At 59.5% G+C, this 26,240-nt stretch carries 27 protein-coding genes; 11 read left to right on the forward strand and 16 right to left on the reverse strand.

The window, feature by feature from the left end:
* Positions 1–106: 106 nt before the first annotated feature.
* The gene (locus EAY64_RS08200; protein WP_103524283.1) at positions 107–541 is read left to right on the forward strand and encodes a hypothetical protein; all 435 of its coding nucleotides are present in this window, start codon (positions 107–109) and stop codon (positions 539–541) included.
* A gap of 6 nt (positions 542–547) precedes the next feature.
* On the opposite strand, the gene EAY64_RS08205 is transcribed toward EAY64_RS08200, so the two are convergent.
* Together EAY64_RS08205 and EAY64_RS08210 are read right to left on the reverse strand one after the other, a co-directional pair.
* Positions 548–985, reverse strand: a complete 438-nt coding sequence (locus tag EAY64_RS08205) for an LEA/WHy family protein (protein ID WP_103524284.1) — start codon at positions 983–985, stop codon at positions 548–550.
* A gap of 16 nt (positions 986–1,001) precedes the next feature.
* Positions 1,002–1,892: a LysR family transcriptional regulator gene (locus tag EAY64_RS08210; RefSeq protein ID WP_103524285.1), complete on the reverse strand. Its 891-nt coding sequence runs from the start codon at positions 1,890–1,892 to the stop codon at positions 1,002–1,004.
* 106 nt (positions 1,893–1,998) lie between these two features.
* Between EAY64_RS08210 and EAY64_RS08215 the strand changes: the two genes are divergently transcribed.
* Entirely contained in the window at positions 1,999–2,418 is a 420-nt protein-coding gene (locus tag EAY64_RS08215) for a CidA/LrgA family protein (RefSeq protein WP_103524286.1), read from the forward strand.
* Position 2,419: 1 nt separating this feature from the next.
* On the forward strand, positions 2,420–3,103 hold the full coding sequence (locus tag EAY64_RS08220) for an LrgB family protein (protein WP_103524287.1): 684 nt from the start codon (positions 2,420–2,422) through the stop codon (positions 3,101–3,103).
* 199 nt (positions 3,104–3,302) lie between these two features.
* Here the strand turns inward: EAY64_RS08220 and EAY64_RS08225 are convergent, their stop codons facing one another.
* Both EAY64_RS08225 and EAY64_RS08230 read right to left on the reverse strand, forming a co-directional pair.
* Positions 3,303–3,965 carry a YiaD family glycine zipper/OmpA-like lipoprotein gene (locus EAY64_RS08225; protein ID WP_199105093.1) on the reverse strand — a complete coding sequence of 221 codons (663 nt, stop codon included), beginning with the start codon at positions 3,963–3,965 and terminating at the stop codon, positions 3,303–3,305.
* A 129-nt stretch (positions 3,966–4,094) separates the two neighbouring features.
* Complete coding sequence (locus EAY64_RS08230) at positions 4,095–4,724, reverse strand: putative metalloprotease CJM1_0395 family protein (protein WP_158604640.1); 630 nt, start codon at positions 4,722–4,724, stop codon at positions 4,095–4,097.
* Between the two features lie 344 nt (positions 4,725–5,068).
* On the opposite strand from EAY64_RS08230, the gene EAY64_RS08235 reads away from it, so the two are divergent.
* Both EAY64_RS08235 and EAY64_RS08240 read left to right on the forward strand, forming a co-directional pair.
* A complete protein-coding gene (locus EAY64_RS08235; RefSeq protein ID WP_059287108.1) occupies positions 5,069–5,554 on the forward strand; it encodes an acyl-CoA thioesterase in 486 nt (161 codons plus the stop codon).
* Positions 5,555–5,595: 41 nt separating this feature from the next.
* Entirely contained in the window at positions 5,596–6,273 is a 678-nt protein-coding gene (locus EAY64_RS08240; protein WP_103524325.1) for a TIGR01621 family pseudouridine synthase, read from the forward strand.
* Here the strand turns inward: EAY64_RS08240 and EAY64_RS08245 are convergent.
* The 5 genes from EAY64_RS08245 to EAY64_RS08265 form a co-directional block, all read right to left on the reverse strand.
* On the reverse strand, positions 6,270–7,076 hold the full coding sequence (locus EAY64_RS08245; protein ID WP_103524289.1) for a ChbG/HpnK family deacetylase: 807 nt from the start codon (positions 7,074–7,076) through the stop codon (positions 6,270–6,272). The genes EAY64_RS08240 and EAY64_RS08245 overlap by 4 nt on opposite strands.
* Positions 7,073–7,462 carry a GtrA family protein gene (locus EAY64_RS08250; protein ID WP_103524290.1) on the reverse strand — a complete coding sequence of 130 codons (390 nt, stop codon included), beginning with the start codon at positions 7,460–7,462 and terminating at the stop codon, positions 7,073–7,075. The genes EAY64_RS08245 and EAY64_RS08250 overlap by 4 nt, the downstream gene beginning before the upstream one ends.
* Entirely contained in the window at positions 7,459–8,469 is a 1,011-nt protein-coding gene (locus EAY64_RS08255; protein WP_103524291.1) for a glycosyltransferase family 2 protein, read from the reverse strand. Before EAY64_RS08255 ends, EAY64_RS08250 begins: the two co-directional genes overlap by 4 nt.
* A gap of 17 nt (positions 8,470–8,486) precedes the next feature.
* Positions 8,487–9,959, reverse strand: coding sequence for an ArnT family glycosyltransferase (locus EAY64_RS08260; RefSeq protein ID WP_103524292.1), 1,473 nt, complete (start codon positions 9,957–9,959; stop codon positions 8,487–8,489).
* A gap of 165 nt (positions 9,960–10,124) precedes the next feature.
* Complete coding sequence (locus EAY64_RS08265; protein ID WP_103524293.1) at positions 10,125–11,501, reverse strand: peptide MFS transporter; 1,377 nt, start codon at positions 11,499–11,501, stop codon at positions 10,125–10,127.
* Between the two features lie 211 nt (positions 11,502–11,712).
* Here EAY64_RS08265 and EAY64_RS08270 point away from each other — a divergent pair, with 211 nt between their 5' ends.
* The 4 genes from EAY64_RS08270 (at position 11,713) to EAY64_RS08285 (ending at position 15,465) form a co-directional block, all read left to right on the forward strand.
* Positions 11,713–12,318, forward strand: a complete 606-nt coding sequence (locus tag EAY64_RS08270) for a LemA family protein (protein ID WP_103524294.1) — start codon at positions 11,713–11,715, stop codon at positions 12,316–12,318.
* A 2-nt stretch (positions 12,319–12,320) separates the two neighbouring features.
* A complete protein-coding gene (locus tag EAY64_RS08275; RefSeq protein WP_103524295.1) occupies positions 12,321–13,184 on the forward strand; it encodes a TPM domain-containing protein in 864 nt (287 codons plus the stop codon).
* Entirely contained in the window at positions 13,184–13,684 is a 501-nt protein-coding gene (locus EAY64_RS08280) for a TPM domain-containing protein (protein WP_103524296.1), read from the forward strand. Before EAY64_RS08275 ends, EAY64_RS08280 begins: the two co-directional genes overlap by 1 nt.
* A 389-nt stretch (positions 13,685–14,073) precedes the next feature.
* Complete coding sequence (locus EAY64_RS08285) at positions 14,074–15,465, forward strand: tryptophanase (RefSeq protein WP_103524297.1); 1,392 nt, start codon at positions 14,074–14,076, stop codon at positions 15,463–15,465.
* 60 nt (positions 15,466–15,525) lie between these two features.
* Here EAY64_RS08285 and EAY64_RS08290 read toward each other — a convergent pair whose 3' ends face one another.
* From EAY64_RS08290 to ccoN, 7 genes are all read right to left on the reverse strand, one after another.
* Positions 15,526–15,933, reverse strand: a complete 408-nt coding sequence (locus tag EAY64_RS08290) for a YbaY family lipoprotein (RefSeq protein WP_158604641.1) — start codon at positions 15,931–15,933, stop codon at positions 15,526–15,528.
* Entirely contained in the window at positions 15,930–16,457 is a 528-nt protein-coding gene (locus EAY64_RS08295; RefSeq protein ID WP_103524299.1) for a FixH family protein, read from the reverse strand. The genes EAY64_RS08290 and EAY64_RS08295 overlap by 4 nt, the downstream gene beginning before the upstream one ends.
* A 3-nt stretch (positions 16,458–16,460) precedes the next feature.
* Positions 16,461–17,906, reverse strand: coding sequence for a cytochrome c oxidase accessory protein CcoG (gene ccoG / locus EAY64_RS08300; RefSeq protein WP_103524300.1), 1,446 nt, complete (start codon positions 17,904–17,906; stop codon positions 16,461–16,463).
* Positions 17,907–18,053: 147 nt separating this feature from the next.
* A complete protein-coding gene (gene ccoP, locus EAY64_RS08305; protein WP_103524301.1) occupies positions 18,054–18,980 on the reverse strand; it encodes a cytochrome-c oxidase, cbb3-type subunit III in 927 nt (308 codons plus the stop codon).
* Positions 18,977–19,171 carry a cbb3-type cytochrome oxidase subunit 3 gene (locus EAY64_RS08310; RefSeq protein WP_045845631.1) on the reverse strand — a complete coding sequence of 65 codons (195 nt, stop codon included), beginning with the start codon at positions 19,169–19,171 and terminating at the stop codon, positions 18,977–18,979. Before EAY64_RS08310 ends, ccoP begins: the two co-directional genes overlap by 4 nt.
* Before the next feature lie 3 nt (positions 19,172–19,174).
* Complete coding sequence (ccoO, locus tag EAY64_RS08315) at positions 19,175–19,789, reverse strand: cytochrome-c oxidase, cbb3-type subunit II (protein ID WP_059285217.1); 615 nt, start codon at positions 19,787–19,789, stop codon at positions 19,175–19,177.
* Between the two features lie 20 nt (positions 19,790–19,809).
* A complete protein-coding gene (gene ccoN, locus EAY64_RS08320; protein ID WP_103524302.1) occupies positions 19,810–21,237 on the reverse strand; it encodes a cytochrome-c oxidase, cbb3-type subunit I in 1,428 nt (475 codons plus the stop codon).
* Between the two features lie 456 nt (positions 21,238–21,693).
* On the opposite strand from ccoN, the gene EAY64_RS08325 reads away from it, so the two are divergent.
* Together EAY64_RS08325 and pepN are read left to right on the forward strand one after the other, a co-directional pair.
* Positions 21,694–23,475, forward strand: a complete 1,782-nt coding sequence (locus EAY64_RS08325; protein ID WP_103524303.1) for a M61 family metallopeptidase — start codon at positions 21,694–21,696, stop codon at positions 23,473–23,475.
* 111 nt (positions 23,476–23,586) lie between these two features.
* Entirely contained in the window at positions 23,587–26,211 is a 2,625-nt protein-coding gene (gene pepN, locus EAY64_RS08330; RefSeq protein ID WP_103524304.1) for an aminopeptidase N, read from the forward strand.
* Positions 26,212–26,240: the final 29 nt, after the last annotated feature.

Here is a 26,240-nt window from a genome sequence, read left to right on the forward strand (position 1 = left end):
TTTCTTTTTGCGCTAGAATGCAGCTTCCTGCTACCCGTGCCGGCTGAACTGCGCTGTTTGCATCAGGTCTATCAGCGCAACTTCATGATGCAAAGAAAGGATTGTCATGCGCAAATGGCTTTGTCTGCTGGTGTTGCTCACCAGTGCCTGCGGCAGTTTTCCCAGCCGGGAAGGCTATGCCCAGAAGGCTTACTACTGGCAGGGGCGGGATGCCAATGAATTGCTGGCAGTATGGGGTGCACCCAACAAGAGCATGACCATGCCCAATGGCAATACGCTGTATACCTACAGCAAGTCCTATACCCAGCAGCAGCCGTATTTTGACAACCGCCGCTTCGAACCGGGCAGCCGCTTCACCGTGACGGAAAACGGCCAGAGCCGGGTGATCGAAACGCCGGGGCGCTGGGTCTATGACGGCACCAGCGGTGGCGGCATCCAGCACTACAGCTGCACCACCAATTTTGTGGTGAACAGCAAAACCCAGCTGGTGGAGTCCGTCAGCTTTGACGGCAATGACTGCGTGGCGGTACCCCGTCAGTAAACCGCTTCAGGGCAGCTTCCATTCGCCGCTGCTGCTGAAGGGCAGGCTGGCCACGCCTTGCAAGCCCTCCAGCCGTCCCTGCAACTGGTAATCGAGCTTGCCCGGGCCATTCACTGCCTTGCCCAGCTGCCTCAGCCAGCTCAGGGTGGAGGTATGTACCCGCACGGTGATTTCAGCTTCGCCCAGTGCCGGTACGGCGATAGCCTGGTTGCTGAGGCCGCTGGCCAGGCGGTTGCCGGCGACATCCAGATCAAAGCTCAGTCCGCTGGCGCTCAGTGGCAGTCTGTTGGGGTTCTGCAGCCGCAGGGTGACATCGAAGTTCTGTTCCAGCAGGGTGGATGCGGCTGGATGGATGTCAACCAGGCTGACCTGCGGCTTTTGCAGGCCCAGCGTGCTGCAGCCGGCCAGCCACAGGCAAACGAGCAGGGCAAGGCAGTGTTTCATGTGCGTTCCTTGAGGGTTATTGCAGGCCACCCAGTACTTCCTGGGTAACGGCGATCCAGGCGCGTGCCGCATGCGACAGATAGCTGCCCTGCTGCCAGATCAGCGCCAGATGCCAGATCAGCCAGGGGTTGGATACCGGAATCACGTCGTAGAGTTCCCGGTCCAGCCTTTCCACCACCGAGCGTGGCAGCAGGGTAATCCCCAGCCGGGCGGTGACCAGTTCAACGATAAAGTCCCAGTGTGCGCTGCGCCCGACAATATTGAGCGGCTTGCCCATCTCGCGGAAGGCATGGCTGATGCGGCTGGACAGGGTGAAGTCTTCCGGATACAGCACGAAGTCCTGGTCGGCGATATCGGGCAGGGTGACTATCGAACGGCCATGCCAGGGCGAGCCGGCCGGGGCTACCAGGCATAGCGGGTCGCGCACCACGGCAAATTGCTGAAAAATGCTGTTGTCCACCGGCAGTACCGCCACGCCGATTTCCAGTTCGCCACTGCGTACGCTGTTTTCGATGGCCAGCGCACCGTCTTCCACCATTTTCAGCTCGATGCCGGGGTAGCGTTCGCGAAAGGTGCTGACCACCGGCGCGAAAAAAGCCACGCCCACCATGGGTGGCAGGCCGACTACCAGCTCGCCACTGGAGAGCCCGGCCAGGTCATTCAGCTCGTTCTTGAGCTGGCTCATGGCCGACAGCACATCCAGCCCGCGCTCGAACGCCACCTTGCCGGCATCGCTGAGCCGGAAGCTGCGGCCCTCGCGAATGATGAGCGGGGTGCCCAATTCTTCTTCCAGCTGCTTCACCATCTTGCTGATGGTGGGCTGGGTGACAAACAAGGCTTCTGCTGCCTTGGTGAAACTGTGCCGTTTTACCACTTCGACAAAGTAGCGCAGTGCCCGAACATCCATGATTGATTCCATACAAGAATGAGTTTGATAATTTTAATTCATTTTTTGAATGAAATGGCGGCGACTATACTCGATTCACGTTTCCTGGTTGCGGAGTGACCGGATCATGAAAAACCTGCCGAACATTGCCGTCAAGCAAAGCCTGTCCACACTGTCGCAAGTTGTGCTGCTCAGTCTGGTGTGGTTGCTGGCCAGCCGCCTCAGCCATTACTGGCTGCCAGCGGTGCCCGCTGGTGTGCTGGGCATGTTTCTGGTGCTGGCTGCACTGGCCCTGGGCTGGTTGCCGCTGTCCTGGTGCAAGAGCGGGGCGCGCTGGCTGCTGGCCGAGATGCTGCTGTTTTTCATTCCGGCCACCGTGGCCGTGGTGCAGTATCCGCAGCTGCTGGGCAGTATCGGCTTGCGCATCGTGCTGGTGATCTTGCTGTCTACTGTGCTGGTGATGACGGTGACTTCGCTGGTGGTGGATGCCGGCTACAAGTTTGAAATCCTGCTGAAGCGGCGCAAGCGACAGCATGGAGTGTCCTGAGATGGAAAACCTGCTGGCTTTTGGCTGTCTGGTGCTGACGCTGCTGTTGTACTGGCTGGCAAAAAAGCAGTACCGGCGTACTGGCAACTGGTGGAGCGCGCCCTTGCTGGCGGTGCCCTTGCTGGTGATTGGCGCGGTGGTGGTGGGGCATATTCCCTATCACACCTATTTTCAGGATACGCACTGGCTGAGCTGGTTGCTTGGCCCGGCTACGGTGGCGTTTGCCATCCCGATTTATGAGCAGCGTCAGGTGATCCGCAAACATGCCTTGTCGCTTAGTTGCGGTGTACTGGTGGCCATGCCGGTGGCGGTATTGAGTTCGGTGTGGCTGGCACGGGCCTTCGGTTTGTCCGAGCTGCTGCAGAAAAGCCTGGCGCCACGGTCGATCAGCACGCCGTTTGCCCTGGCGACGGCATCCAGCATCGGTGCCTCGCCCGATCTGACCGCGGTATTCGTGGTGATCACCGGTGTGGCTGGCATGCTGCTGGGTGAAGTGATGCTGATGCTGCTGCCACTGCGGTCGCGTCTGGCCAAAGGGGCCTTGCTGGGTGCTGCTGCACATGGTGCCGGCACTGCCAAGGCCAATGAGCTGGGGGCGGAAGAGGGTGTGGTCGCCAGCTTGACCATGATGCTGGGTGGCATTGCTACGGTATTTGCTGCCCCACTGATTGCCTGGTTTGTGTGATACGGACCAGACCTAAGATTTCTCTGTAGTAAGCCCATGCCATCGGGAGTGGTGTGTGGTGTCTCTCCTCTTGTTGTACTCCCACACGAGCGTTGTTCGGGCTGACCCTATCCGGTCAGCCCATTTTTTTGCGGTGTCCGCCCGTTACAGCAAAACACCCGGCAGGGCCGGGTGTGGTCTTTGAGGGGCGATCCACGTTTTACTGTGCTGCCTGATCCGGCGCAATCAGCACTTCCACGCGGCGGTTCTTGCTGCGGCCTTCTACGGTGGCATTGCTGGCGATCGGCTGGCTGGGGCCAAAGCCCATGGTGCGGATACGTACGGTATTGACGCCCTTGGTCGCCAGCAGGTCGGTAACGGCCTGGGCGCGCTTTTCCGACAGGGTCTGATTATAGGCAGCCGGCCCGGTGCTGTCGGTATGCCCGGCCACGGTAATACTGGTGTTGGCGTACTGCACCAGCACAGCAGCGATATCGCTCAGCGGCTGCTGCGCGGCGCTACCCAGCTGGAAGCTGTTGGTGGCAAAGGTGACGTTGTCCGGCAGCGACAGCTTGATCTGATTACCTACGCGCTCGACTCCTATCCTGGTATTGGCCAGTTTTTCCCGCAGTTTCTGTTCCTGATTGTCCATATAAGCACCAACGCCGGCACCGATGGCGCCGCAGGCCAGTGCCGAGTTGCGGGCGCCAACGCTGCCGTGGGTGGCCGCACCAATCAGGCCGCAGGTCACCGCACCGCCAATGCCGTACAGTGCCGCCTTGTTGATTTCGGTCTGGCCGGTTTGCGGGTTGGTGGTGCAGGCACTGGTGGCGATAGCCAGCACCAGCGTACACAGCATGGCTGGCTGCGACAGGCGATTCATCATCAAAACATCTCCGGAAACTGGACCACCATGCTGGCCGCAGAGGCCCGCATGGTGCAAAGCAGGCATTCTAATACGAGGTCGCTGTCCGGGGATGAATTGTTGCCTGGGTAGATCGTAAGCAGGTGATCAGGCAAAGGTGTCGACCGCATTGCCCTTGCTGCTGGGCTGCGGGTGGGCGATGGCGGCAAAAATCGCCTTGGCGGTATCGATGGCGGGGTTGTGCTGGGCTTGCTGCACTTGCTGTTGCTGCTGTTTGTCGATTTCGGACTGGGCCTGCTGCGCCATTTGTTCGGCTTCTGCGGCCACCGCCCGGTCCTGGCCGGAAGGGTCGGTGGGGGCGAGCGCAGCGGCGACCACCTGTTTGGCATTGCTCAGCGTTTCCTGCGGCGTCTGACCGCTGCTCAGCCGGATGCTCACTTCGCCACCGATGGCATATTGCTTGCCATCCGGGCCTTCCTGATAGCTGTAGTTGGCCCCGCCGCTTACCAGGGCACCACCAGTCGCCATGTGGGCTTGCTCGTGCTGGCGCACATCGGCATCGCGCGAACGCAGTTCGTCCAGCTGCTTTTGCTGGTCGGGGCTGAGCGGCTTGCCACTGTAAATGGCTGAAGGGGAGGGCGGTGTCACGCCGGCGACCGGGGTGGCGATTGAGGCCATGCGTGCAGCCGTACACGCCGGGCAGTTGCATGCCGGGCCGTGTTGCAAGCTACTGCTAATCGAGTAGCCAGTACTGGCGGAGAGGGAAGAAATGCTCATGATTTGCACCATCCTGAACATTTTCAGTGTAGTGCATGGCCGGGCTCAATTCATTGAATACAAAGATTATTAGCTGGATGTTGCCGGTGCTTGTGGCTTGCCTGCATCAATTCATGCTGCCTGCGTGATGCCTGCATGGCTGCTGCTGGGCGGCCGTGATTTCTGGCCGGTGCCGGGCATGAGCCGCATGGCGTGCGCGACAGTGCGCGCTTGCTGCGGCAGAATGACGGCCATTGCTGCGGTGGATCCGGCCAGCACAGGCTATCGAGGTCCGGGCGGGACAGCAGGCACGGGCTGGCCGAGCAGCAAGCCGCGCAATCAATAACGCTAAGGAAAGCAGGGATATGCAAGATCAGGCAGCACAGGAAAACCAGCGTGAACTGGTGATGTCAGTATTGATGATGCCGGATATGGCCAATTTTTCCGGCAATGTGCACGGCGGGGTATTGCTCAAGCTGCTGGACCAGGTGGCGTATGCCTGTGCCAGCCGCTATGCCGGACGCTATGTGGTGACACTGTCGGTGGATCAGGTGCTGTTCAAGCAGCCCATCCATGTGGGCGAACTGGTCACCTTCATGGCCAGCGTCAACCATGTAGGCCGGACGTCGATGGAAATCGGCATCAAGGTGGTGGCCGAGGATATCCAACGGCGTAGTGTGCGCCATACCAATAGCTGCTACTTCACCATGGTGGCCTTCGAGGATGGCAAGGCGGTGGCGGTGCCGCCCCTGAGCCTGGACACCGACGAGCAGAAAAAGCGTTTCCGCGACGCCGAGATCCGCAAGAAACTGCGCATGGAAGCCCAGCAAAAAACCAGCGATCCCTGCTGAGCGGGTAGAATGCCGGCTTTGTCCTGCTGGTGTTTCTGGCCATGTTTACCCTGCTGCATACCGACCCACGGTTTTACCTGATCAACAAGCATGCCGGTGTGAGTTTCCATCGCGAGGGCGCAGAGGCTGGCTTGCTGGATGGCGTGCGGGCGGAGCTAGCGGACGAGGCGCTGTGGCCGGTGCACCGGCTGGATCGCATTACCTCGGGGCTGATCCTGCTGGCGCGTTCCAGCGAGGTGGCCAGCCAGCTGGGCGCAGCCTTTGCCGCACATCAGGTGGAGAAATACTATCTGGCGCTGTCTGATCGCAAGCCGCAGAAAAAACAGGGGCTGATCAAGGGCGATATGGACAAGGGGCGGGGCGGAGCGTGGCGCCTGCTGGGTAGCCAGGCCAATCCGGCGATCACCCAGTTTTTCAGCTTTTCGGTGCAGCCTGGCCTGCGCTTGTTCTTGTTGCGGCCACATAGTGGCAAGACCCATCAGCTGCGCGTGGCGCTGAAGTCGCAATCAGCTCCGATTCTGGGCGATACCCTGTATGGCGGCAGTGCGGCCGATCGTGGCTATCTGCATGCCTATGCCTTGCGCTTCAGTCTGGATGGCGAGGATTTCGCCTTTGTCTGTCCCCCGGATCAGGGCGAGCAGTTTGTCAGCCCGGCCTTGCAGGCCTGCATGGCCCGTGAGGCCGCAACCCCGTGGGCGCTGGCCTGGCCCCGCCTTTAATTGCTGAACTTCCCCAGTTCGATGCCGGCCGCACGGCAGGCATCCGCAAAGACTGTGCTGCCCAGATAACCGTATTCCACGGCGCGGGCAGCGGCGATCGGATCGCTGGCATCGTCTGCCGGCAGGCCGGGGTGACACATCATCAGGCCACCATCCGGGCAGGCTTGTAGCCATTGCTGCATCAGCGTGGCAAAGCCCGCTTCCGCTTGTAGCGCATACAGGCCGGCAAACCAGCGATTGCACACCAGGCCGTGCTGGCTGGCCGCCTGGGCAAAGCCGCGACATACCGCTTGCAATACCACCGCTTTCAGGCGGCTGTCGCCCGGGTGGCCCAAGTGGTCTGGCGCGCGCAGATAGGGCCGCTGTCCGGCCGGCCAGCGCAGGGCAATGGCGGCGAACAGGGCGTCGCGCACCACTGGCAGCGCATGGACATGCTGGTGGCCGTCGATAAAGTCCGGCAGGCGGCCCAGATGCTGGCTGAACAGGTCGATCTGGCGCAGCAGGCTGTCCAGCAAGGCCTGATAGGGCAGCTGGCGTAACTGGCTGAGCAGCAGCCAGTGCGACAAGGGCTTGATCAGCTGCGGCCCGTTGGCGAAATCATGGGTGAGATTGAAATGTAGGCCGATGTCGGCTTGCTGTTGCAGCTCGGACAGCGGCGCGGCCATGCCGGGCCAGTGCGGCGACTGTGTCATCACGCTGGTGGCGGACAGGCGGCCTGCCTGCAGCAAATCGAGAATGCCCTGGCTGATGGCCGGTGACTGGGCAAAGTCATCCGCACACAGGGTGAGGCGGCGGCTGCTCATACCGGCTGTGCCTTGCCCGAGAAAGCCCACAGCTTGCTCAGGACAAAGGTGAACACGGCCACGCTGCCCAGCACGATCAGCAAGGCGATGCGGTAATCCAGCGCGGTAAAGTGCAAGAGCAGGAAATACATGGCTTCGTTCAGGGCAAAGCTGAGGCAGGACACCATGAAGAAGCGCGGCAATGCCTGGCGGTGCGGCACATGGCCGGCCTCGAAGGTTTTGTGGCGATGTCCCCAGTAGCTGATCTGGAAAGCCAGCAGAAAGGCGACGATATTGGCCAGCAATGGCGGCAGGCCGGCCGGCACCAGCAGGCAGGCCACCAGCAGGAAGTGCGCCAGCATGGCGCTGACGCCCACCACGCCAAACCAGAACAGCTCACGCTTCATGGTTTGTCCTGTTCGGCGCGGCTGATGCGGCTGAGCAGATAGATGGGGCGCTGTTTCACTTCACTGAAGATGCGGCCGATGTACTCGCCCAGAATACCGATGGACAGCAGCTGTACCCCGCCAAGAAAGGAAATGGCCACCGCCAGCGTGGGCCAGCCTGGCTGGTCGTTACCGAACAGCAGGGTGTGGATCAGCTCCCAGCTGGCATACAGGATGGAGGCCAGCGAGATGGCGCTGCCAATCAGCGTCCACATGCGCAGCGGCACATTGGAAAAGGCAGTCAGCCCGGTCAGCCCCAGATTGAGCAGGCTGAAGAAGTTGAAGCTGCTCTTGCCCGCCCGCCGTTCCTTGGTATGCGTTTCCACTGGCAGCTGGGTAAAGCCCACCCAGTTATACAGGCCCTTCATGAAGCGGTTGCGCTCCGGCATCTGGCGCAAGGCTTCCAGTACGCAGCGGTCCATCACACGGAAGTCCTGGGTGTTTTCCGGAATCTTGTGGCGCGCCCCGCTGTTGAGCAGGGTGTAGAACACGCGGGTGAACAGCCGCTTGCCCAGGGTTTCATTGTCCCGGCTGGAGCGCACGCTATAGACCATGTCGTAGCCGGCACGCCACTGGCGCAGGAATTCCGGCACCATTTCCGGCGGATGCTGGAAGTCGCTGTCGATCAGCACGGCCACATCGCCATGGGCATGGTCGATGCCGGCGGTGAGCGCCAGTTCCTTGCCGAAATTGCGCGACAGCTGCAGCAGGGTGACCGGCAGCAGCTCGATCTGGCTCATCACCTGCTCTACGGTATCGTCGCGGCTACCGTCATCCACCACGATGAATTCATGGCGGAAACCGGCCTCGCTCAGCAGGCCATGCAGGGTTTGCAGCATGGGAACGATGTTTTCGCTCTCGTTGTAAGCCGGCAGGATGCAGCTGACCAGCGGATCAGCCGGGCGGTCTGCGGCGCGTTGCTGCAGCAGATAGGGTGGTACGAAGGCGCTGGGTGGCGTAGCGGTCATCGGCGTCTCCTTGCTTGTCATGGTGCGCTGTCGGCGCCCTTGGCGCGTAACAGCAGCATGTGGTCTTTCATCACTTCAAAGCTGGCCAGCGGCTGGAAGCGGGCGGCCACGGCGGCCGGCAGGCTGGGCAGGTCGCGCTGCTCGGTGACGATGAAGCGGTTGTGTTGGTCGGCCAGCAGCTGCAGCAGTTGATCGGGCTTGTTGGTGGTGATCACCTTGCCCTCGCTGTAGAACTCGGCGGAAAACTCGCGGCGGCTATCCCAGTAGATCAGCTTGCTGCCCGCGACAGCTGGTTGCTGTTGCCAGGCGGCGATGACCTGCTGCTGGGTGCGGAAGTAACGTTGCCCCTGGCTCCATTGCAGGCCGACAGCAATCAGCAGCAGCAGCCCGGAAACCAGGGCCAGCCAGGGCAGGCTGCTGCCCTGTCCGGGCTGGCGTCCAGCTTGCCACAGCGTGGCAAACAGCAGGGCACAACCCGGCAGCATGGGCAGCGGATAGGGGAAGATGATATTGCCGGAGATGGTGAAGAACAGCAGTGTCATCAGGCTCCACAGCAGCATATACAGCCGCCAGCCGTCGCCATCCTTGCTCAGGCCGACTGCCTGCTTGCCATGGCCTGCCAGCCAGACCAGCATGGCCAGCGACCACGGAAAGATCGCCCCCAGCCAGTACAGCCAGATCATGCCGCGCGGCGTGGCGTGGGCATAGCCATACTTGTCGCCCTTCCAGCCCGGGTCCAGAAAGCGGCTGACATGCTCGCCCATGATGAAGTAATTGAGAAAACCCGGTGTGCGGTATTCGGCCAGCAAATACCAGGGCAGGGCAATGGCCAGCATCAGCAGGCTGCCGCTGATCCATGGCAGGCGCTGCCACAGGGCTTTCCATTCGTTGCGCAGCAAGGTCCAGACAAAGATCGGCATGCCGACCAATACAATGGCTAGCGGTCCCTTGGCCAGCAGGCCCAGGCCCAGGCCGACGAAAAACAGGTAGTTCCAGTGCCGGCCGCGCCCTTGCATGGCATGCCAGAACGCCAGTTGCGCCAGTGCCACGCAGAACATCAGCGCCGGGTCGGTCATGACCGTGCCCGCTGCACCGAAGAACAGCAGGCTGCCGGCCAGAATGAGCGTGCTGGCCAGCGCGGCATCACGCCCGAGGCGTTGCCTGGCGGCATCGGCTACCAGCCACAGCACGGCTAGGGACAGCAGCAATGCGGGCAGGCGGGCGGCTAGCGGGTTGACACCAAACAGCCCCATGCTGGCGGCCGAGGTCCAGGTGGATAGCGGTGGCTTGGCCCAGAACGGTACGCCGTAGTCGTGCCACAAGGTCACCCAGTTGCCGGTTTCCAGCATCTTGCGGGCGATTTCGGCGTAGCGCGCTTCGGTGGTGTCGGTCAGCGGAATGGCCCACATCGCCAGCAGGCGAATCAACAACAGGGCAAATAGTGCATAGGTGGCAAATCGTTGCCAGCGGGTATCGGAGGACGGTTTCATGTAGTCCAGTCAGCACGCCGCAGGGCGGCCGGGGGAGTCGGAAAAAACCCGCACAGCTTACCATGCCAGCCTTGTTTTAGTCTTAAGCGCCAGGGCGTGCCCATGTAAAAACGCCGCCTTGCGGCGGCGTTTCAAGATGGCAGGCCGGATTGGCCCTGCATGGTTTTACTGCAGGCCGTGCATCATTTTCTTCAGCTTGCTCGACAGCAGGAACAGAATCAGCGAACCGACCCCCGCCATGGCGACAAACACCATGAAAAAGTCATGCAGATTGTTGATGCTGTAGCCCAGCAAGTGCGGGGCAGGCTTGGCCGGGTCCGGATAGAGTTCGGACAGGGTGCCGGCCAGCTTGTTGGCAGCGGCATTGGACAGGAACCAGATACCCATCATCAGGCTGGTAAAGCGGGCTGGCGACAGCTTGACCACCAGCGACAGGCCGATGGGCGACAGGCACAGCTCACCAAAGGTGTGCAGCATATAGAGGCTGACCAGCCACAGCATGCTGACCTTGACGCCGGGCTCCAGCCCATCCACGCCAAAGGCGATCACCAGATAGCCGATCGCCAGGAACAGCAGACCGCAGGCCATCTTGACCGGCGAGGTCGGCTCGCGGCCCTGCTTGCCCAGCGTGGTCCACAGCATGGCGAACAGCGGGGCGAAGATGACGACCGAGATCGGGTTGATCGACTGGAAGTAGGAGGCCGGTACGGTAAAGCCCAGCAGGCTGCGATTGGTCTGTTCTTCGGCAAAGAAGGTCAGCGAGGCACCAGCCTGTTCGAAGGCGGACCAGAAGAAGATGACGAAGGCAGATACCAGCAGGATGACCGCCAGTCTTTCCTTTTCAACGCGGGTTAGTGGTGCATGCACCACCTTCTCGCCACTGGCGTGGTGGCGGGCCGGAGCCATGCCGATGGGCTTGCCCTCGGGGGTGACCAGGTATTTGTTCTTGAACAGGCTGAATACCAGCAGGCTCAGCAGCATGCCGAAACCAGCGGCCATGAAGCCCCATTTGAAGTCACCCGGATGGCCGGTATCGCCCAGCGTGCCGCAAATCAGCGGTGCGATCAGCGAGCCGGCATTGATGCCCATGTAGAAAATGGTGAAGGCCGAATCCACCCGCTTGTCGTCCGGGGCATACAGCTGCCCCACCATGGAGGAAATATTCGGCTTGAACAGGCCATTGCCGGCAATCAGCAGGCCCAGTCCGCCATACAGCAGCCAGGAAGCCATCTGCAGATTGCTGTCGTGCAGGTTGCCGGAGAAGAACAGCAGGAACTGGCCACAGGCCATCAGCACCCCGCCCGCCAGTATGGAGCGGCGATTGCCCCAGTAGCGGTCGGCGATATAACCGCCGATCAGCGGTGTAAGATAAACCAAGCCGGTATAGGTACCATAGATGTCGGCGGCGTGTGCCTTGTCGAACATCAGGGCCTTGATCATGAACAGGACAAAGATGGCGCGCATGCCGTAATAGCTGAAGCGCTCCCACATCTCCGTAACAAAGAGCAGGTATAGCCCTTTGGGGTGGGATCTGGTGGTCATAAAGATTTCCTTGTGCAGCTGGGGAAGTCACTCTGCGGTGACATGTTGTAGTGTTTTATTGCCAGTTTTTCTGGCAGGCGGCGATAGTAGCGACTAAATCTGCAGTTGTGGAATATTTATTTGCGGATTGCCGTGCTTGTTGGTGATTATAAGGTTATTCGAATATTCCATGTTTGATATTGGGCAAGTATTTCAATTGAAAGGGAATTTCATGTTGAAAAAGTGGCTGATCATCCTGTTGCTGCTGTCCGGCCTCACCGGCTGCGGCTACAACACCATGCAGACCCAGGACGAGGCGGCCAACGCGGCCTGGTCGGAAGTCGTCAACCAGTATCAGCGCCGGGCCGACCTGATTCCCAATCTGGTCAACACGGTGAAAGGCTACGCCAGCCATGAAAAAGACGTGCTGACCCAAGTTACGGCGGCGCGTTCGCGGGTGGGCAGCATCCAGCTGGATGCCAGTACCGCGACCGATCCGCAAAAGCTGAATGATTACGCAGCGGCCCAGCAGCAACTGGGTTCGGCACTGTCACGCCTGCTGGTGGTGTCGGAAAACTATCCGCAACTGAAAGCCGATGGTGCTTTCCGTGATTTGCAGGCGCAGCTGGAGGGCACGGAAAACCGTATCGCCCTGGCGCGCAAACGCTATATCGATGCCATCCAGTCGTATAACAGCACGGTGCGTACCTTCCCCGGCAACCTGACCGCCATGGCCTTTGGCCTGAAAACGCGGCCAAACTTTACCGTGGAGAACGAGAAAGCCATTGCTGCAGCGCCTACCGTGAGCTTTGGTCAGCCTGCTTCGGCCGGGCAGTAAACATGCGCCTCCTGTTCTGGCGGCTGCTATGGCTATGTACTGCGGTGCTGGGCGTGCTTGTGCCGGGATCATTCGTCTTGGCACAGCAGCCCTTGCCAGCGCCCAGTGCGCCCTTGATCGACACCGCGGGTTTCCTGAGTACCAGCGAGCAGCAGCAGCTCAATCAGCAACTGCTCGATTTTCACCAGCAGCAGGGTAGCCAGCTGGCGGTGCTGATTGTGCCGAGCATCGCGCCGGAAACCCCCTTTGATTACGGTACCCGCGTGATGGAAAGCTGGAAGCTGGGGCGCAAGGGGGTGGACGATGGTGTGCTGTTGCTGATCGTGGCCAATGAACACCAGACCCAGCTGCTGGTGGGGCGCGGGCTGGAAGGGCCGATTCCGGACGCTATGGCAAAGCGCATTCTGCAGGATACGCTCAAGCCCAAATTGCAGGCAGGCCAAAGGCTGGACGGCATCATGCAGGCAGTCGGGCAGATCGAGGGCCTGATCAAGGGCGAAGCGCTGCCAGCGCCCAAATCCACGGCCCCTGCTGCAGGCAGCATTGAGGACAATCTGCCCTTACTGGGCTTTTTTGCCTTGTTTGGCGGAGGTGTGCTCACCCGGCTGTTTGGCCGGCTGGTCGGGAGCTTTATTGCCGGTTGTGTGGCCATTGTGCTGACCTTGTGGCTGGGCGGCGGCGTGTTGCTGGCTTTGCTGGCCGGCGCGCTGGCCGCCGTGTTTGCGCTGTTGCTGGGCAGCCATGGCATTGTGCTGGGAGGCGGTGGTGGAGGTGGCTGGGGTGGCGGTGGTGGTGGCCGCAGTGGCGGCGGCTGGTCGGGGGGCGGTGGAGATTTTGGTGGCGGCGGCGCTTCGGGGAACTGGTGATGAGGCATTGGAAAAAAGCATGGCATAACCTGCGCAGCACCGGCTGGCAGGCGCGGCGATTGTTTCCGCAAGCCAGTGTGCAACAGCTGGAGCAGCAGATTGCCTTGTCCGAGCGCGAACATGCCGGACAGCTGCGCTTTGTGCTGGAATCGGCACTGGACTGGCGGCAGGCCCTGCATGGCATGACCGCGCGCGAGCGTGCCTTGCAGTGGTTTGGCCAGCTGCGTATCTGGGATACCGAGCACAATAGCGGCGTGCTGGTGTATGTGCTGCTGGCGGAGCGGCGCATCGAAATCATTGCTGACCGGGGGATCGACCGTCGGGTGCCAGCGCAAGCCTGGCAGGACATTTGCGCCAGCATGCAGCAGTCGTTTGCCGTGGGTGATTTTATGGATGGCTTGCAGCAGGGTTTGTGGCGCATTCATGCCCTGCTCATCGTGCATGCGCCAGCGCACGGTCCGCATGTGAACGAGCTGCCGGATACGGTAATCGTGCGCTGAACACTTGCCGGCGACCACCCGATGATGAACCTGCCGGTATGGCCGGTTGACAATCTTCTTGCCGGCCACAGTGGCTGGTAGTAATCTGGCTCGGCCATCCGGCTCTGATTTTTACTAAGGTGTTGTTTCATGAACACGTTGGCATGCTTGAACCGGGCGGCTGCCAACCACGGCAGCCTGCCGAAAAACTGGTTTACTCTCGATATCGTGCTGGCCTACGACTTCCCCCGTCGTTGATCTCCCCACGTAGCGGCCCCGCGCCGGCTACGTTCTGTTGCATTCATTCTTTCATTCTGAATTGACAGCTTTGGCCTTGTTGCGCCCAGACTCCCTATCCTGGCGATAGTCGTCTGTGGCCTATGCCTGCGCCAGGGCAGGGAGTATCACGCATGGCACGACGCATTCCTGAACCGTTCCGCATCAAGATGGTGGAACCGATCAAGCAAACCACCCCTGAATATCGCCGCAGTGCGCTGGCTGAAGCCGGCTGGAACCCTTTCCTGTTGCGTGGCGAAGATGTCTATATCGACCTGCTGACCGACAGCGGCACCGGTGCCATGTCCGACCGGCAATGGGCCGGTCTGATGATGGGGGACGAGGCCTATGCCGGCAGCCGCAACTATTTCCATCTGTCCGACACGGTCAAGGAGTTGTTTGGCTACCAGCACACCATTCCTACCCATCAGGGCCGTGGTGCGGAGCAGATTCTGTTCCCCGAGTTGGTCAAACGCTGCCGTGGCAGCCAGCCGGTGTTTATTTCCAATTACCATTTTGATACCACCAAGGCGCATGTCGAAATTGCCGGCGCCCGTGCCATCAATGTGCTGACGCCTCAAGCGCTGGATACCGAAACCGCTTATGACTGGAAAGGCGATTTCGACTTGCCGCGTCTGGCCGAGGTCATTGCCAGCGAAGGTGCTGAAAACATTGCCGGGCTGATCATTACGGTGACCTGCAATAGCGCTGGTGGCCAGCCGGTGTCCATGCCGAATATGCGGGCTGCCAGTGCGCTGGCACGGCAACATGGCATCCCGGTGATCATTGATGCGGCCCGTTTTGCTGAAAATGCCTGGTTCATCCGCCAGCGCGATCCCGACTATGCCTGCCAGTCCATTGAAGCCATCGTGCTGGAAATGTTCAGTTATGGCGACATGCTGACCATGTCGGCCAAGAAGGACGGGCTGGTGAATATTGGTGGCCTGTGCTGCTTCAAGGACGATGCCGATCTCTTCCGTGCAGTGCAGGTGCGCTGTGTGCCGATGGAGGGCTTTGTCACTTATGGTGGCCTGGCCGGCCGCGATATGGAGGCGCTGGCCATCGGTTTGAAAGAGGGCCTGGATCCGGCTTATCTGACCTATCGCATCAGCCAGGTGGAGTATCTGGGCGAACGGCTGCGTGCAGGCGGCGTGCCCATCCAGTATCCGACTGGTGGCCATGCGGTGTTTGTCGATGCCAAGCGCCTGCTGCCGCATATTCCGGCCGGGCAGTTTCCGGCGCATGTGCTGGCTTGTGAGTTGTATCTGGAAGGTGGGGTGCGTGGGGTGGAAATCGGTTCGCTGCTGCTGGGGCGCAATCCGCAAACCGGCGAGCAGGAGGCATCGCCGCTGGAGCTGTTGCGGCTGACCATTCCGCGCCGGGTGTATACCAATGACCATATGGATTACATCGCCGACTGCCTGATCGAGGTCAAGCAGCGCGCGGCCAGCATGCGTGGCCTGACCTTTGAATATGAACCGCCCATCCTGCGTCATTTCATGGCACGGCTGAAGCCTTTGGCCTGATCGCTGTCGCAATAAAAAATGGCTGCCAGTGGCAGCCATTTTTTTGTTCCCATGGCGGGCTTACTTGATCAGCTCAACCTGCAGCTGAGGGGTGGCAGTGGAGAAGGCATTGATATGCCCCCGGGTTTGCAAGCGTAACTCCCCATCCACAAACACTTGTGCCTGTATGCTGTAGTTGCCGCCGGTCTGGATGGCATGCTGGTCGTAGCACAGGGAAAAGTCCAGCGGGAAAGCCTTGGGTTTTTCCAGTGTCTGCTCCGCCAGCAGGCGGGCTGGCGCATCGGCCGGGGTGCTGTCATCTACCAGCCGTACCCGTACCAGCGTGGTGGCCAGCGGTAGCGACATGGGTTCTTTCAGCGCGACTTTGCCATTCAGATACTGCGGCTGGTAACTCTTGCTGGCACAGCCAGCCAAGAGTAGCAGCAGGCCGGCTGCCAGCAAGCCACGCCGTGTGCTGGGGCCCATCATTCCGCGGCCTCCAGCTTGGGCTTGCCCAGCATCACTACCGGGCCTTGCTCCGGCTTCCATTCCGACTGTACCCGCCATTGATTGCTCTTGTCTTCCAGCTGGGCATACCAGTGGTTGGCCTTGACCAGTTCCTTGCCAAAGCTGCCGCTGTACTGATTGGCGGCAATCTTGTGCAGGTCGGCGGCCACGTCGTAATCATCCTGGGCCGGGTGAATCAGCTTCAGGGTCAGCACATCTGGCAGAACCTGTTTGCTGGTGGTGTTGACGGTAACGCTGCGGCCATCGCTGCTGAACATGACCTGGGCGGTAATGCCCATGGCGGCAGCAGCCGTATCGCGGCGCAGTTCCATATTGATGGCCTTGCCCTTGTTGTAGTAATCGTCGGTGACCAGGCCGTCATCGGTCTTGATGGCGGTGGTGATGTAAAGCGAACCGACGATGACGGCAGCCAGCGGAAAGCTGATCAAAAACCACACCCAGGGTTCTTTATACCAGGGGCGCGAAACAGGACTGCTCAGTTGCATGACTTACTCTCCGATGAAGCTGGATTTTTCTTCCACATGCAGAACCGGACTGCTGACGGTTTCTACCTTGAAGTGGATCTCGTGGCTGCCCTTGGTGGCAACCTGGGGGTCGGCCTGCACGCGTACACCGAAGCTTTCGGTTTCAGTTGCCTTCACCTTCAGGTGCTTGCTGTCGCTTTCCAGCTTCAGGTCGGGCATGCCGTCTACCGAGATTTTAAACTCCTGATCGCGTTCTGTGGTGTTGATGATCTTGATAATGTAGGCATTTTCCAGCAGGCCGGCATCGGTCTCCTTCACCAGCGAGGCACGGTCACGCAGGATGTCCACCTTGAAGGGCTTGCGCATGGCCAGCGAACCCAGTGCGGCACCCAGCACGATCAGCAGCACCACCGTGTACATGATCACGCGCGGGCGGCGCAGGTGTTTGACGATGTCTTTTTCCGGGTATTTGCCTTCCAGTGCGTTTTCCGTGGTGTAGCGGATCAGGCCGCGCGGATAGCCAACCTTGTCCATCACTTCATCACAGGCATCGATACAGGCGGCACAGCCGATGCACTCGTATTGCAGACCGTTGCGGATGTCGATGCCAACCGGGCAGACCTGGACACAGATGCCGCAATTGACACAGGAACCCAGGCCCTGCTGCTTGAAGTCGACACCTTTTTTGCGGGAGCCACGCGGCTCGCCACGGGCTTCGTCATAGGAAATGATCAGGGTGTCGGCATCGAACATCACGCTCTGGAAGCGGGCGTAGGGGCACATGTATTTGCATACTTGCTCGCGCATGAAACCGGCCAGCAGGTAGGTGAATCCGGCATAGAAGAAGATCCAGAAGCTTTCCCACGGGCCATAGTCGAAGGTGGGCATGGCCTTGACCAGATCGCGAATGGGGGTGAAATAACCCACCAGCGAGAAGCCGGTCCACAGGCAGAACAGGATCATCAATGCGTGCTTGGTGAATTTGAGCCTGATCTTGCGCAAGCTCATCGGGGCATTGTCCAGCTTGATGCGCTTGTTGCGGTCCCCCTCTACCAGTTGCTCAATCCACAGCATGATTTCGGTGTAGACGGTTTGCGGACAGGAGTAGCCGCACCATAGGCGGCCGGCAATGGTGGTCCACACAAACAAGCCAAAGGCACAGCTCATGAGCAGGGCGGCGAGGTAAACGAAGTCCTGCGGCCAGATGGTCAGGCCGAAGATGTAGAACTTGCGGTTCACCATGTCGAAGAACAGTGCCTGGCGGCCATTCCAGGTGAGCCATGGCAGACCGAGGAAGGCAAGCTGGGTGCCGAGTACGAAAAGAATACGCCAGTTGTTGAAGATCCCTTTGACGCTACGCGGGTAGATCTTTTTTTGTGCCTCGTACAAGGACACGGTTTCCTGTGTGGCCTTGGGGGAGGGGGGAGTGTGTTCTACTTTGACCGGTATATCTTTAAGCGAATCAGACATGGTGTTTTCCTGAAGAGGATTTCGCAAAGTTCACTCTTAACATGGACTTTGCGCAAGCCTCTTGCCGATGTTTTCATTATATCAAAATATATACTAATTGTCATAAAGCATACTGCCCGCTTGCGCGGGCAGTATGTCGGCTAAGGCTTACTGCGCCTTGGCGTTATTGGACAGACCCCATACATAGGCTGCCAGCAGGTGAACCTTGGCATCGCCCAGGAAGTCCTTCCAGGCCGGCATCTGGTTGTTGCGACCATTGGTGATGGTCTCGATGATGGTCTTTTCAGTACCACCATACAGCCAGCTTCCGCTCGGGTGGGTCAGGTTCGGTGCACCCAGTTGCTGGTTGCCCTTGCCTTCCGGACCATGGCAGGCCGCGCAGATGGTGGCAAAGGTTTCCTTGCCACGTGCGGCGCGCTCGGCATCAAACTTCTTCTTCTGAACCGAAAGCGACAGCACGTAGTTGGCTACATCCTTGACCTTCTCTTCACCCAGTACCGAACCCCACGCCGGCATCTGGCCATGACGACCACCCTGAATGGTGGTTTCGATGGTCTTGGGATCGCCACCATACAGCCAGTCGTGGTTTACCAGGTTAGGGAAGCCCTTGGCACCGCGTGCATCAGAGCCGTGGCACTGTACGCAGTAGGTCTGGAACAGGCGCTTGCCCATTTCCTGTGCCTTGGGATCAGCAGCAACGACCTTCAGGTCCTGCTTCAGGTAGTTGTCATACAGCGGCTGATACTTGGCTTCGGCCTGTGCGCGTTCTTCCTTGTACTGACCTACGGAAGTCCAGCCACGAATGCCTTGCCATTTGCCCAGGCCCGGGTAGAGCACCAGATAGCAGGCACCGAAGATCAGCGTGATGTAGAACATCAGCATCCACCAGCGCGGCAGAGGATGGTTGTATTCCTCTAGGTCGCCATCCCATACATGACCCATGGTCTTGACCTGCTCACCCTTGTTGACCGTGGTCTTGGATTGGGTGAACAACAGCAGGGACAAGCCAACAAAACCTGCAACCACGATGGCCGTGATCCAGATGCCCCAGAAATCGCTTACGAAATCACTCATTGTTTTGCTCCGTTAGAAGCCGACTCATGGTTATCGGCCTCCTGCACCTTGTCGTCGTCGAGAAAGGGCACATTGGCCGCTTCATCGTACCGGTTCTTTGAGCGCCTGCTGTAGGCAATGAACAACACCAGAATGAAGAAGGTGAAGCACATTACGGTAAAGGCAGAGCGCCCAATCGTTACCCAGTCCATGACTTAGCGAACGTTCTTCAGTGCAAGACCCAAGCCCTGCAGGTATGCAATCAGGGCATCCATTTCCGACTTGCCTTCGACCTGAGCCTTGGCTTCGGCGATATCCTTGTCGGTATACGGAACGCCTACGCTGCGCAGCGCTTCCATTTTCTTCGGCATGATTTCGGCGTCAGCCAGGTTCTTGGACAGCCACGGGAAAGCCGGCATGTTGGATTCCGGTACCACGTCACGCGGATTGGTCAGGTGAACACGGTGCCATTCGTCGGAATAGCGACCGCCTACACGGGCCAGGTCCGGACCGGTACGCTTGGAGCCCCACTGGAAGGGGTGGTCGTACACCGACTCGCCCGCAACGGAGTAGTGACCATAGCGCTCGGTTTCGGCGCGGAAGGGACGGATCATCTGGGAGTGGCAGTTGTAGCAGCCTTCACGGATGTAGATGTCACGGCCAGCCAGCTGCAGTGCGGTATAAGGCTTGACGCCTGCAACCGGCTGGGTCGTGGACTTCTGGAATGCCAGCGGCAGGATTTCCACCAGGCCGGCAAAGCTGATCACGATCAGCGTGAACACGATGAGATAGCCTACGTGTTCTTCAATCAGTTTCTGGATCTTTTCCATGTTCTTCTACCTTTATCCGCTTAAGCGTGAGCCGATGCGTTAACAGCCGGGATCTTGGCGTCAACAGCGCGGCCACCAGCTACGGTGCGGAAGGTGTTGTAGGCCATCAGCAGCATACCGCTCAGGTACAGCGTACCACCCAGGAAACGTACGAAGTGGTAGGGGTACGTTGCTTTTACGGCTTCAACAAAGGCGTAAGTCAGGGTGCCGTCGGCATTCAGGGCGCGCCACATCAGGCCCTGGGTTACACCGGAGATCCACAGTGCGGCGATGTACAGCACCACGCCCACGGTAGCCAGCCAGAAGTGAGCTTCGATCAGTTTCACGCTGTGCATGGATTCGCGGCCAAACAGACGCGGCAGCAGGTAGTACATGGAACCGATGGTGATGAAGCCTACCCAGCCCAGGGCGCCGGAGTGCACGTGACCGATGGTCCAGTCAGTGTAGTGCGACAGGGCGTTGACGGTCTTGATGGACATCATCGGGCCTTCGAAGGTGGACATACCGTAGAAGGACAGGGAAACCACCAGGAATTTCAGTACCGGATCGGTACGCAGTTTGTGCCATGCACCGGACAGGGTCATGATGCCGTTGATCATGCCGCCCCAGCTCGGAGCCAGCAGCACCAGGGAGAACACCATGCCCAGCGACTGGGTCCAGTCAGGCAGTGCGGTGTAGTGCAGGTGGTGAGGGCCAGCCCACATATAGGTGAAGATCAGCGCCCAGAAGTGCACTACCGACAGACGATAGGAGTAAACCGGACGGCCAGCCTGCTTCGGCACGAAGTAGTACATCATGCCCAGGAAGGCAGCGGTCAGGAAGAAACCTACGGCGTTATGGCCATACCACCATTGCACCATGGCATCTACGGCACCGGCGTACACGGAGTAGGACTTGGTCAGGGAGACCGGTACGAAGGCGCTGTTGACGATGTGCAGCAGGGCTACTGCCAGGATAAAGGCACCATAGAACCAGTTGGCTACATAGATGTGCTTTACCTTGCGGATGGCGATGGTGCCGAAGAAAACAATGGCATACACCACCCAGGTCACGGCGATCATCAGTTTGATCGGCCATTCCAGTTCGGCGTATTCCTTGCCGAAGGTATAACCCAGCGGCAGGGTGATGGCAGCAAGGACGATGATCAGCTGCCAGGCCCAGAAGGTAAAGGCGGCAAGCTTGTCCGAGATGAGTCGTACGTTACAGGTGCGCTGCACGACGTAGTAGGAAGTGGCAAACAGGCCGCAACCGCCAAAGGCGAAAATCACGGCGTTGGTGTGCAGCGGGCGCAGACGACCAAAGTGGAACCAGGGCCCAAAATTGAGCTCCGGCCACACCAATTGGGCCGCAATGATGACGCCCACCAGCATGCCTACAATGCCCCAGACTACGGTCATGATGGCAAACTGGCGCACCACCTTATAGTTATAAGTGGATTGCGTTTCCATTTAGGGTTTTCTCCAAGGTTGCTAACTTAGAACGTGACAAACCATGGCGACTTGATTTCCTGCCCACTGCCCCAAGCTGTAGTAGACAGGAAAGCCGCAGGGGAATCTGATCATTTTCAGATTAGTAAAGCGTTTGACCCGTGCTGACAATTTGCTGCCAAAAAAACCTGGCAAACCATGTCAGTCACACGCTTTTTCCCCATTTATTCAGCGAGGCATTCTAAAGCAAATACCCATGACGGGCCAGTTGATTAGTATGCTCGCGGGATTTTTACGTCCACCATTTTCTTGATTTCAAGCGAGCGGGCAGCAGGTGCTGAACCTGATGCCGCTTACTGGGGATTATATTGTCATGCCTGTGCAAGCCCTTGACTTAGGTCAAATCGCCATCGGCCACGACGACTGTATGGACCCGGTGCTAGAATCTGCTGTTTCCGCCCCATCTTCAGGCAGATCATGACCGCGCCAGTTCACTATTCCATCCGTCCGTGCTCACCGCAAAGCCATTGCTTCGAGATTACGCTCAAAGTTGCCAAACCTGCCAAGAAGGGACAGGTGTTCACTTTGCCGGCGTGGATTCCAGGCAGTTATCTGATTCGTGAGTTTTCCCGGCATATCGTCAGCATTCAAGCCAGCAGTGCTGGCAAAGAGGTTGGGCTGTGCAAGCTGGACAAACACAGCTGGCAGGCCGAGCCGGTGGCCGGCAGCCTGACGCTGGTGTATCAGGTCTATGCCTATGATCTGTCAGTACGGGGCGCTTATCTGGATGAGGAGCGTGGCTTCTTCAATGCCAGCAGCGTTTTTCTGGCGGTAGAGGGATATGAGTCGGTGGCCTGCACGGTGGAAATCCGTGCGCCCAAGGGCAAGGCATTCGCTGACTGGAAAGTAGCCAGCAGCCTGCCGGCGCTGGAGACCGACCGCAACGGTTTCGGCGTATACCGTGCTGGCGATTACGATGAGCTGCTGGATCACCCGGTGGAACTGGGAGCCTTCCACTCGGTCAGCTTCAAGGCTTGCGGCGTACCGCACCAGTTTGTGGTATCTGGTCGTTTCCGTGGTGACCTCAAGCGTCTGGCGCGTGACACCAAGAAAATCTGTGAATATCAGATCAAGCTGTTCGGCACGCCTGCGCCTTTCGAACGCTATGTGTTCATGCTGTATGTCGGCAAGGATATCTATGGCGGACTGGAGCATCGCGCCTCGACAGCACTGGTGGCCAATCGAGATGACCTGCCGCAATCGTCGGAGGAGGCCATCTCCGATGGCTATCTCAAGCTGCTGGGACTGATCAGCCACGAATACTTCCACAGCTGGAATGTAAAACGGATAAAACCCGCCGCCTTCAGCCCTTATGACCTGAGCCGCGAGGGCTATACTCGACTGCTGTGGGCATTCGAAGGCATTACCTCTTATTACGACGACCTGGCCCTGCTGCGCTGTGGCCTGATCGACAGCAAGCGCTATCTTGGCCTGTTGGCGCAGACCATCAGTGGTGTCGAGCGTGGTGCCGGTCGCCTCAAGCAGACGCTGGAGGAGTCCAGCTTCGATGCCTGGATCAAGTATTACCGCCAGGATGAAAACAGCCCCAACAGCATTGTCAGCTACTACACCAAGGGTTCACTGGCGGCGCTGGCGCTGGATCTGACCATACGCCTGCAGACTGACGGCCGTCTGTCGCTGGATGACGTGATGCGTGCGCTGTGGCAAAAATGGCAGGCCGATGGCCAGGGGCTGGCGGAAGACGAGTGGGAGCGGATTGCCCAGCAGGTCACCGGCCTGGACTTGCACGCCTTCTTCGACAGCGCCTTGCGCTCTACTGCTGATCTGCCCCTGGCCAACTTGTTGGCAACGCAGGGGCTGGACATGTGCTGGGACTACGCGGATCATGCCGGCGATGCTGGTGGCATCGGCACCGTGGCGGACAACCGTCAACCGCGTGCCAGCCTTGGTGTGAAGACTGCGGCCGACCCATTGGGCCTGCGGCTGGTCAACGTGCTGGATGGCGGCGCTGCCCAGCTGGCAGGGCTGGCCGGTGGAGACATCCTGATCGCACTGGATGGCCTGAAAGTGACTGATCTGGACAAGATGCTGGCACGCTATGGCGTGGGCGAGACCGTTACCCTGCATCTGTTCCGCCGTGATGAGCTGCTGGTGCGTGAAGCCAGTTTGCAAGCGTCTCCGAGGACCTGCTGCCGTTTGCAGCTGCGGGGCGAGGATGCTGGCTGGCTGCGTGGCTGATGCATCGAGTTACTGCATAGTGCACCCATAACCGGACCGGGGCGGCGATCCCGCCCGGTTCATGAGCAAGACCGGATCAAGCCGGCAACGACTACGAATAGAGAGAAGAACATGGCGCAGCAGCCTCAGGTCAACTATCTGAAAGACTATACCGTTCCCCCTTATCTGGTGGATCGGGTGGATTTGAAGTTTGATATCGAGGACGCACAGACGCGTGTGCACTCGCGGCTGGTGGTCAAGCGCAATGACAAGTCCACGGCTGCCAGCGCGCTGTGGCTGGACGGTTCGGCCCGCTTGCTCAGCCTGACGCTGGATGGCGAGCGGCTGGATGCCTCTGCTTATCAGCTGGCGGCCGACGGGGTGCTGATTCCGGCGGTACCTGACAGTTTTATCCTGGAAGTGGAAACCGAGCTTGAGCCGGCGAGCAATACCAGCCTGATGGGCTTGTATGCCTCCAATGGCAATCTGTTCACCCAGTGCGAGCCGGAAGGCTTCCGCAAAATCACCTTTTATATGGACCGGCCCGATGTGATGGCCAAGTTCACCACCACCATCGTGGCTGACAAGCAGAAGTTTCCCGTGCTGCTGTCCAACGGTAACAAGGTGGGGGAGGGCGTGCTGGACAAGAAGCGCCACTGGGTGAAGTGGGTCGACCCCTATCGTAAGCCGTCCTACCTGTTTGCCCTGGTTGCCGGCAAGCTGGTGGCTGCGCGTGACAAATTCACCACCCAGCGCGGGCGTTCTGTCGCGCTGGAAATCTGGACCGAGCCGGCCGACCAGGACAAAGTCGCCTTTGCAATGGGGGCGGTCAAGCGCGCCATGAAGTGGGACGAGCAGCGCTTTGGCCTGGAGTACGATCTGGACATCTACATGATCGTGGCGGTCAGCGATTTCAATATGGGGGCCATGGAAAACAAGGGCCTCAACATCTTCAATACCTCGGCGGTACTGGCACGCAAGGATACCCGCACCGATGCGGAGTTCCAGCGCGTGGAAGCCATCATCGCCCACGAATACTTCCACAACTGGACCGGTAACCGTGTGACCTGCCGCGACTGGTTCCAGCTGTCGCTGAAAGAAGGGCTGACGGTATTCCGTGATCAGGAATTCAGCTCCGATTTGGGCAGCCGTGCGGTCAAGCGTATCGACGATGTCAAGAGCCTGCGCGCCTTGCAGTTTCCGGAGGATGCCGGCCCGACGGCGCATCCGATTCGCCCGGAATCCTATATCGAGATGAACAATTTCTACACCATGACGGTGTATGAAAAGGGTGCGGAAGTGGTCCGCATGTACCACACCCTGCTGGGGGAGTCCGGTTTCCGCAAGGGTATGGATCTGTACTTCAAACGCCACGATGGCCAGGCGGTAAGTTGCGATGATTTCCGCGCCGCCATGGCTGACGCCAATGGAGTCGATCTCGACCAGTTTGCCTTGTGGTATAGCCAGGCCGGCACGCCGCTGTTGCAAGTCAGCAGCCACTACGATGCCGCAGCACAGCGTTATGCGCTGACCGTGACGCAGTCTTGCCGGGCCATCACCGGCCAGCCTGCACCGCAGCCGCTGCATATCCCCCTGGCTCTGGGGCTGGTGGGAAGTGATGGCAAGGATCTGCCGCTGCAGCTGGAGGGCGAGGAGCAGGCACAGCTTGGTACGCGAGTGCTGGATGTCAAACAGGCTAGCCAGACATTTGTCTTTATTGATGTGCCGGAGGAGCCGGTGCCGTCATTGCTGCGCGGTTTCTCCGCACCGGTCCGGCTGGAGTATGACTGGCGCGATGAACAATTGGCCTTCCTTATGGCCAACGACAGTGACAGCTTCTGCCGCTGGGAAGCCGGGCAGACTCTGGCCGAGCGGCTGTTCCGCCAGTTGATCGAAGCGGCTGCGCAAGGCCGTGCACTGACCCTGCCTGAGACCTTTGTCGCGGCCTTCCGTGCGGTGTTGAAAGATCCGCTGGCCGATCCGGCCTTCAAGGCCATGATGCTGGGCTTGCCGTCGGAAGCAGAAATGCTGGAAATGGTGGAACAAGCCGATCCGGCAGTCATTCATCAGGTACGCGATTTCGTGCTGGACCAGTTGGCCGAGGCGCTGCGTGGCGAGTGGCACGAGGCCTATCACCTGAACCAGACCCGTGAATACAAGCCGGAAGACGCTGGCCGGCGCGATCTGAAAAACCGTGCCTTGCAGATGCTGACCCGGCTGAACGTGGCCTGGCCGGCTGAGGCTGCGCGCAAGCAGGCGCTGGAAGCGGACAATATGTCGGATCAGATGGGCGCCATGCTGGCGCTGCGCGATCACGATGGCGAAGAGCGCGACGAGTGCTATACCGACTTCGCCGCCCGCTGGCAGCACGATGCCCTGGTCATGGACAAGTTCTTCATGCTGGTGGCCTCCAGTCAGCTGGAAGGCACGCTGGATCATGTCCGCGCCGCCATGGAGCATCCGGCATTCAATTTGAAGAACCCCAACAAGGCGCGCGCGCTGATTGGCAGCTTTGGCAATAATATGGCGCACTTCCATGCCGCCGATGGTAGCGGTTACCGCTTCCTGGCCGAGCAGGTACTGGCGCTGGATGCCATCAATCCCCAAGTGGCCAGCCGTATCGTGCGCGCCTTCAATCGCTGGAAGAAGCTGGAGCCGGGCCGTCAGGCGCTGATGCGGGCCGAGCTGGAGCGTCTGTTGGCGGCCTCCCTGTCCAACGATGTCTACGAGATCGTCTACAAAAACCTCAATGCCTGAGCCGACTGGCACGGCTGCAAACAACGGGT

Origin of the sequence: Aquitalea palustris (genome assembly GCF_003693445.1) — a bacterium.
GTDB lineage: Bacteria > Pseudomonadota > Gammaproteobacteria > Burkholderiales > Chromobacteriaceae > Aquitalea > Aquitalea palustris.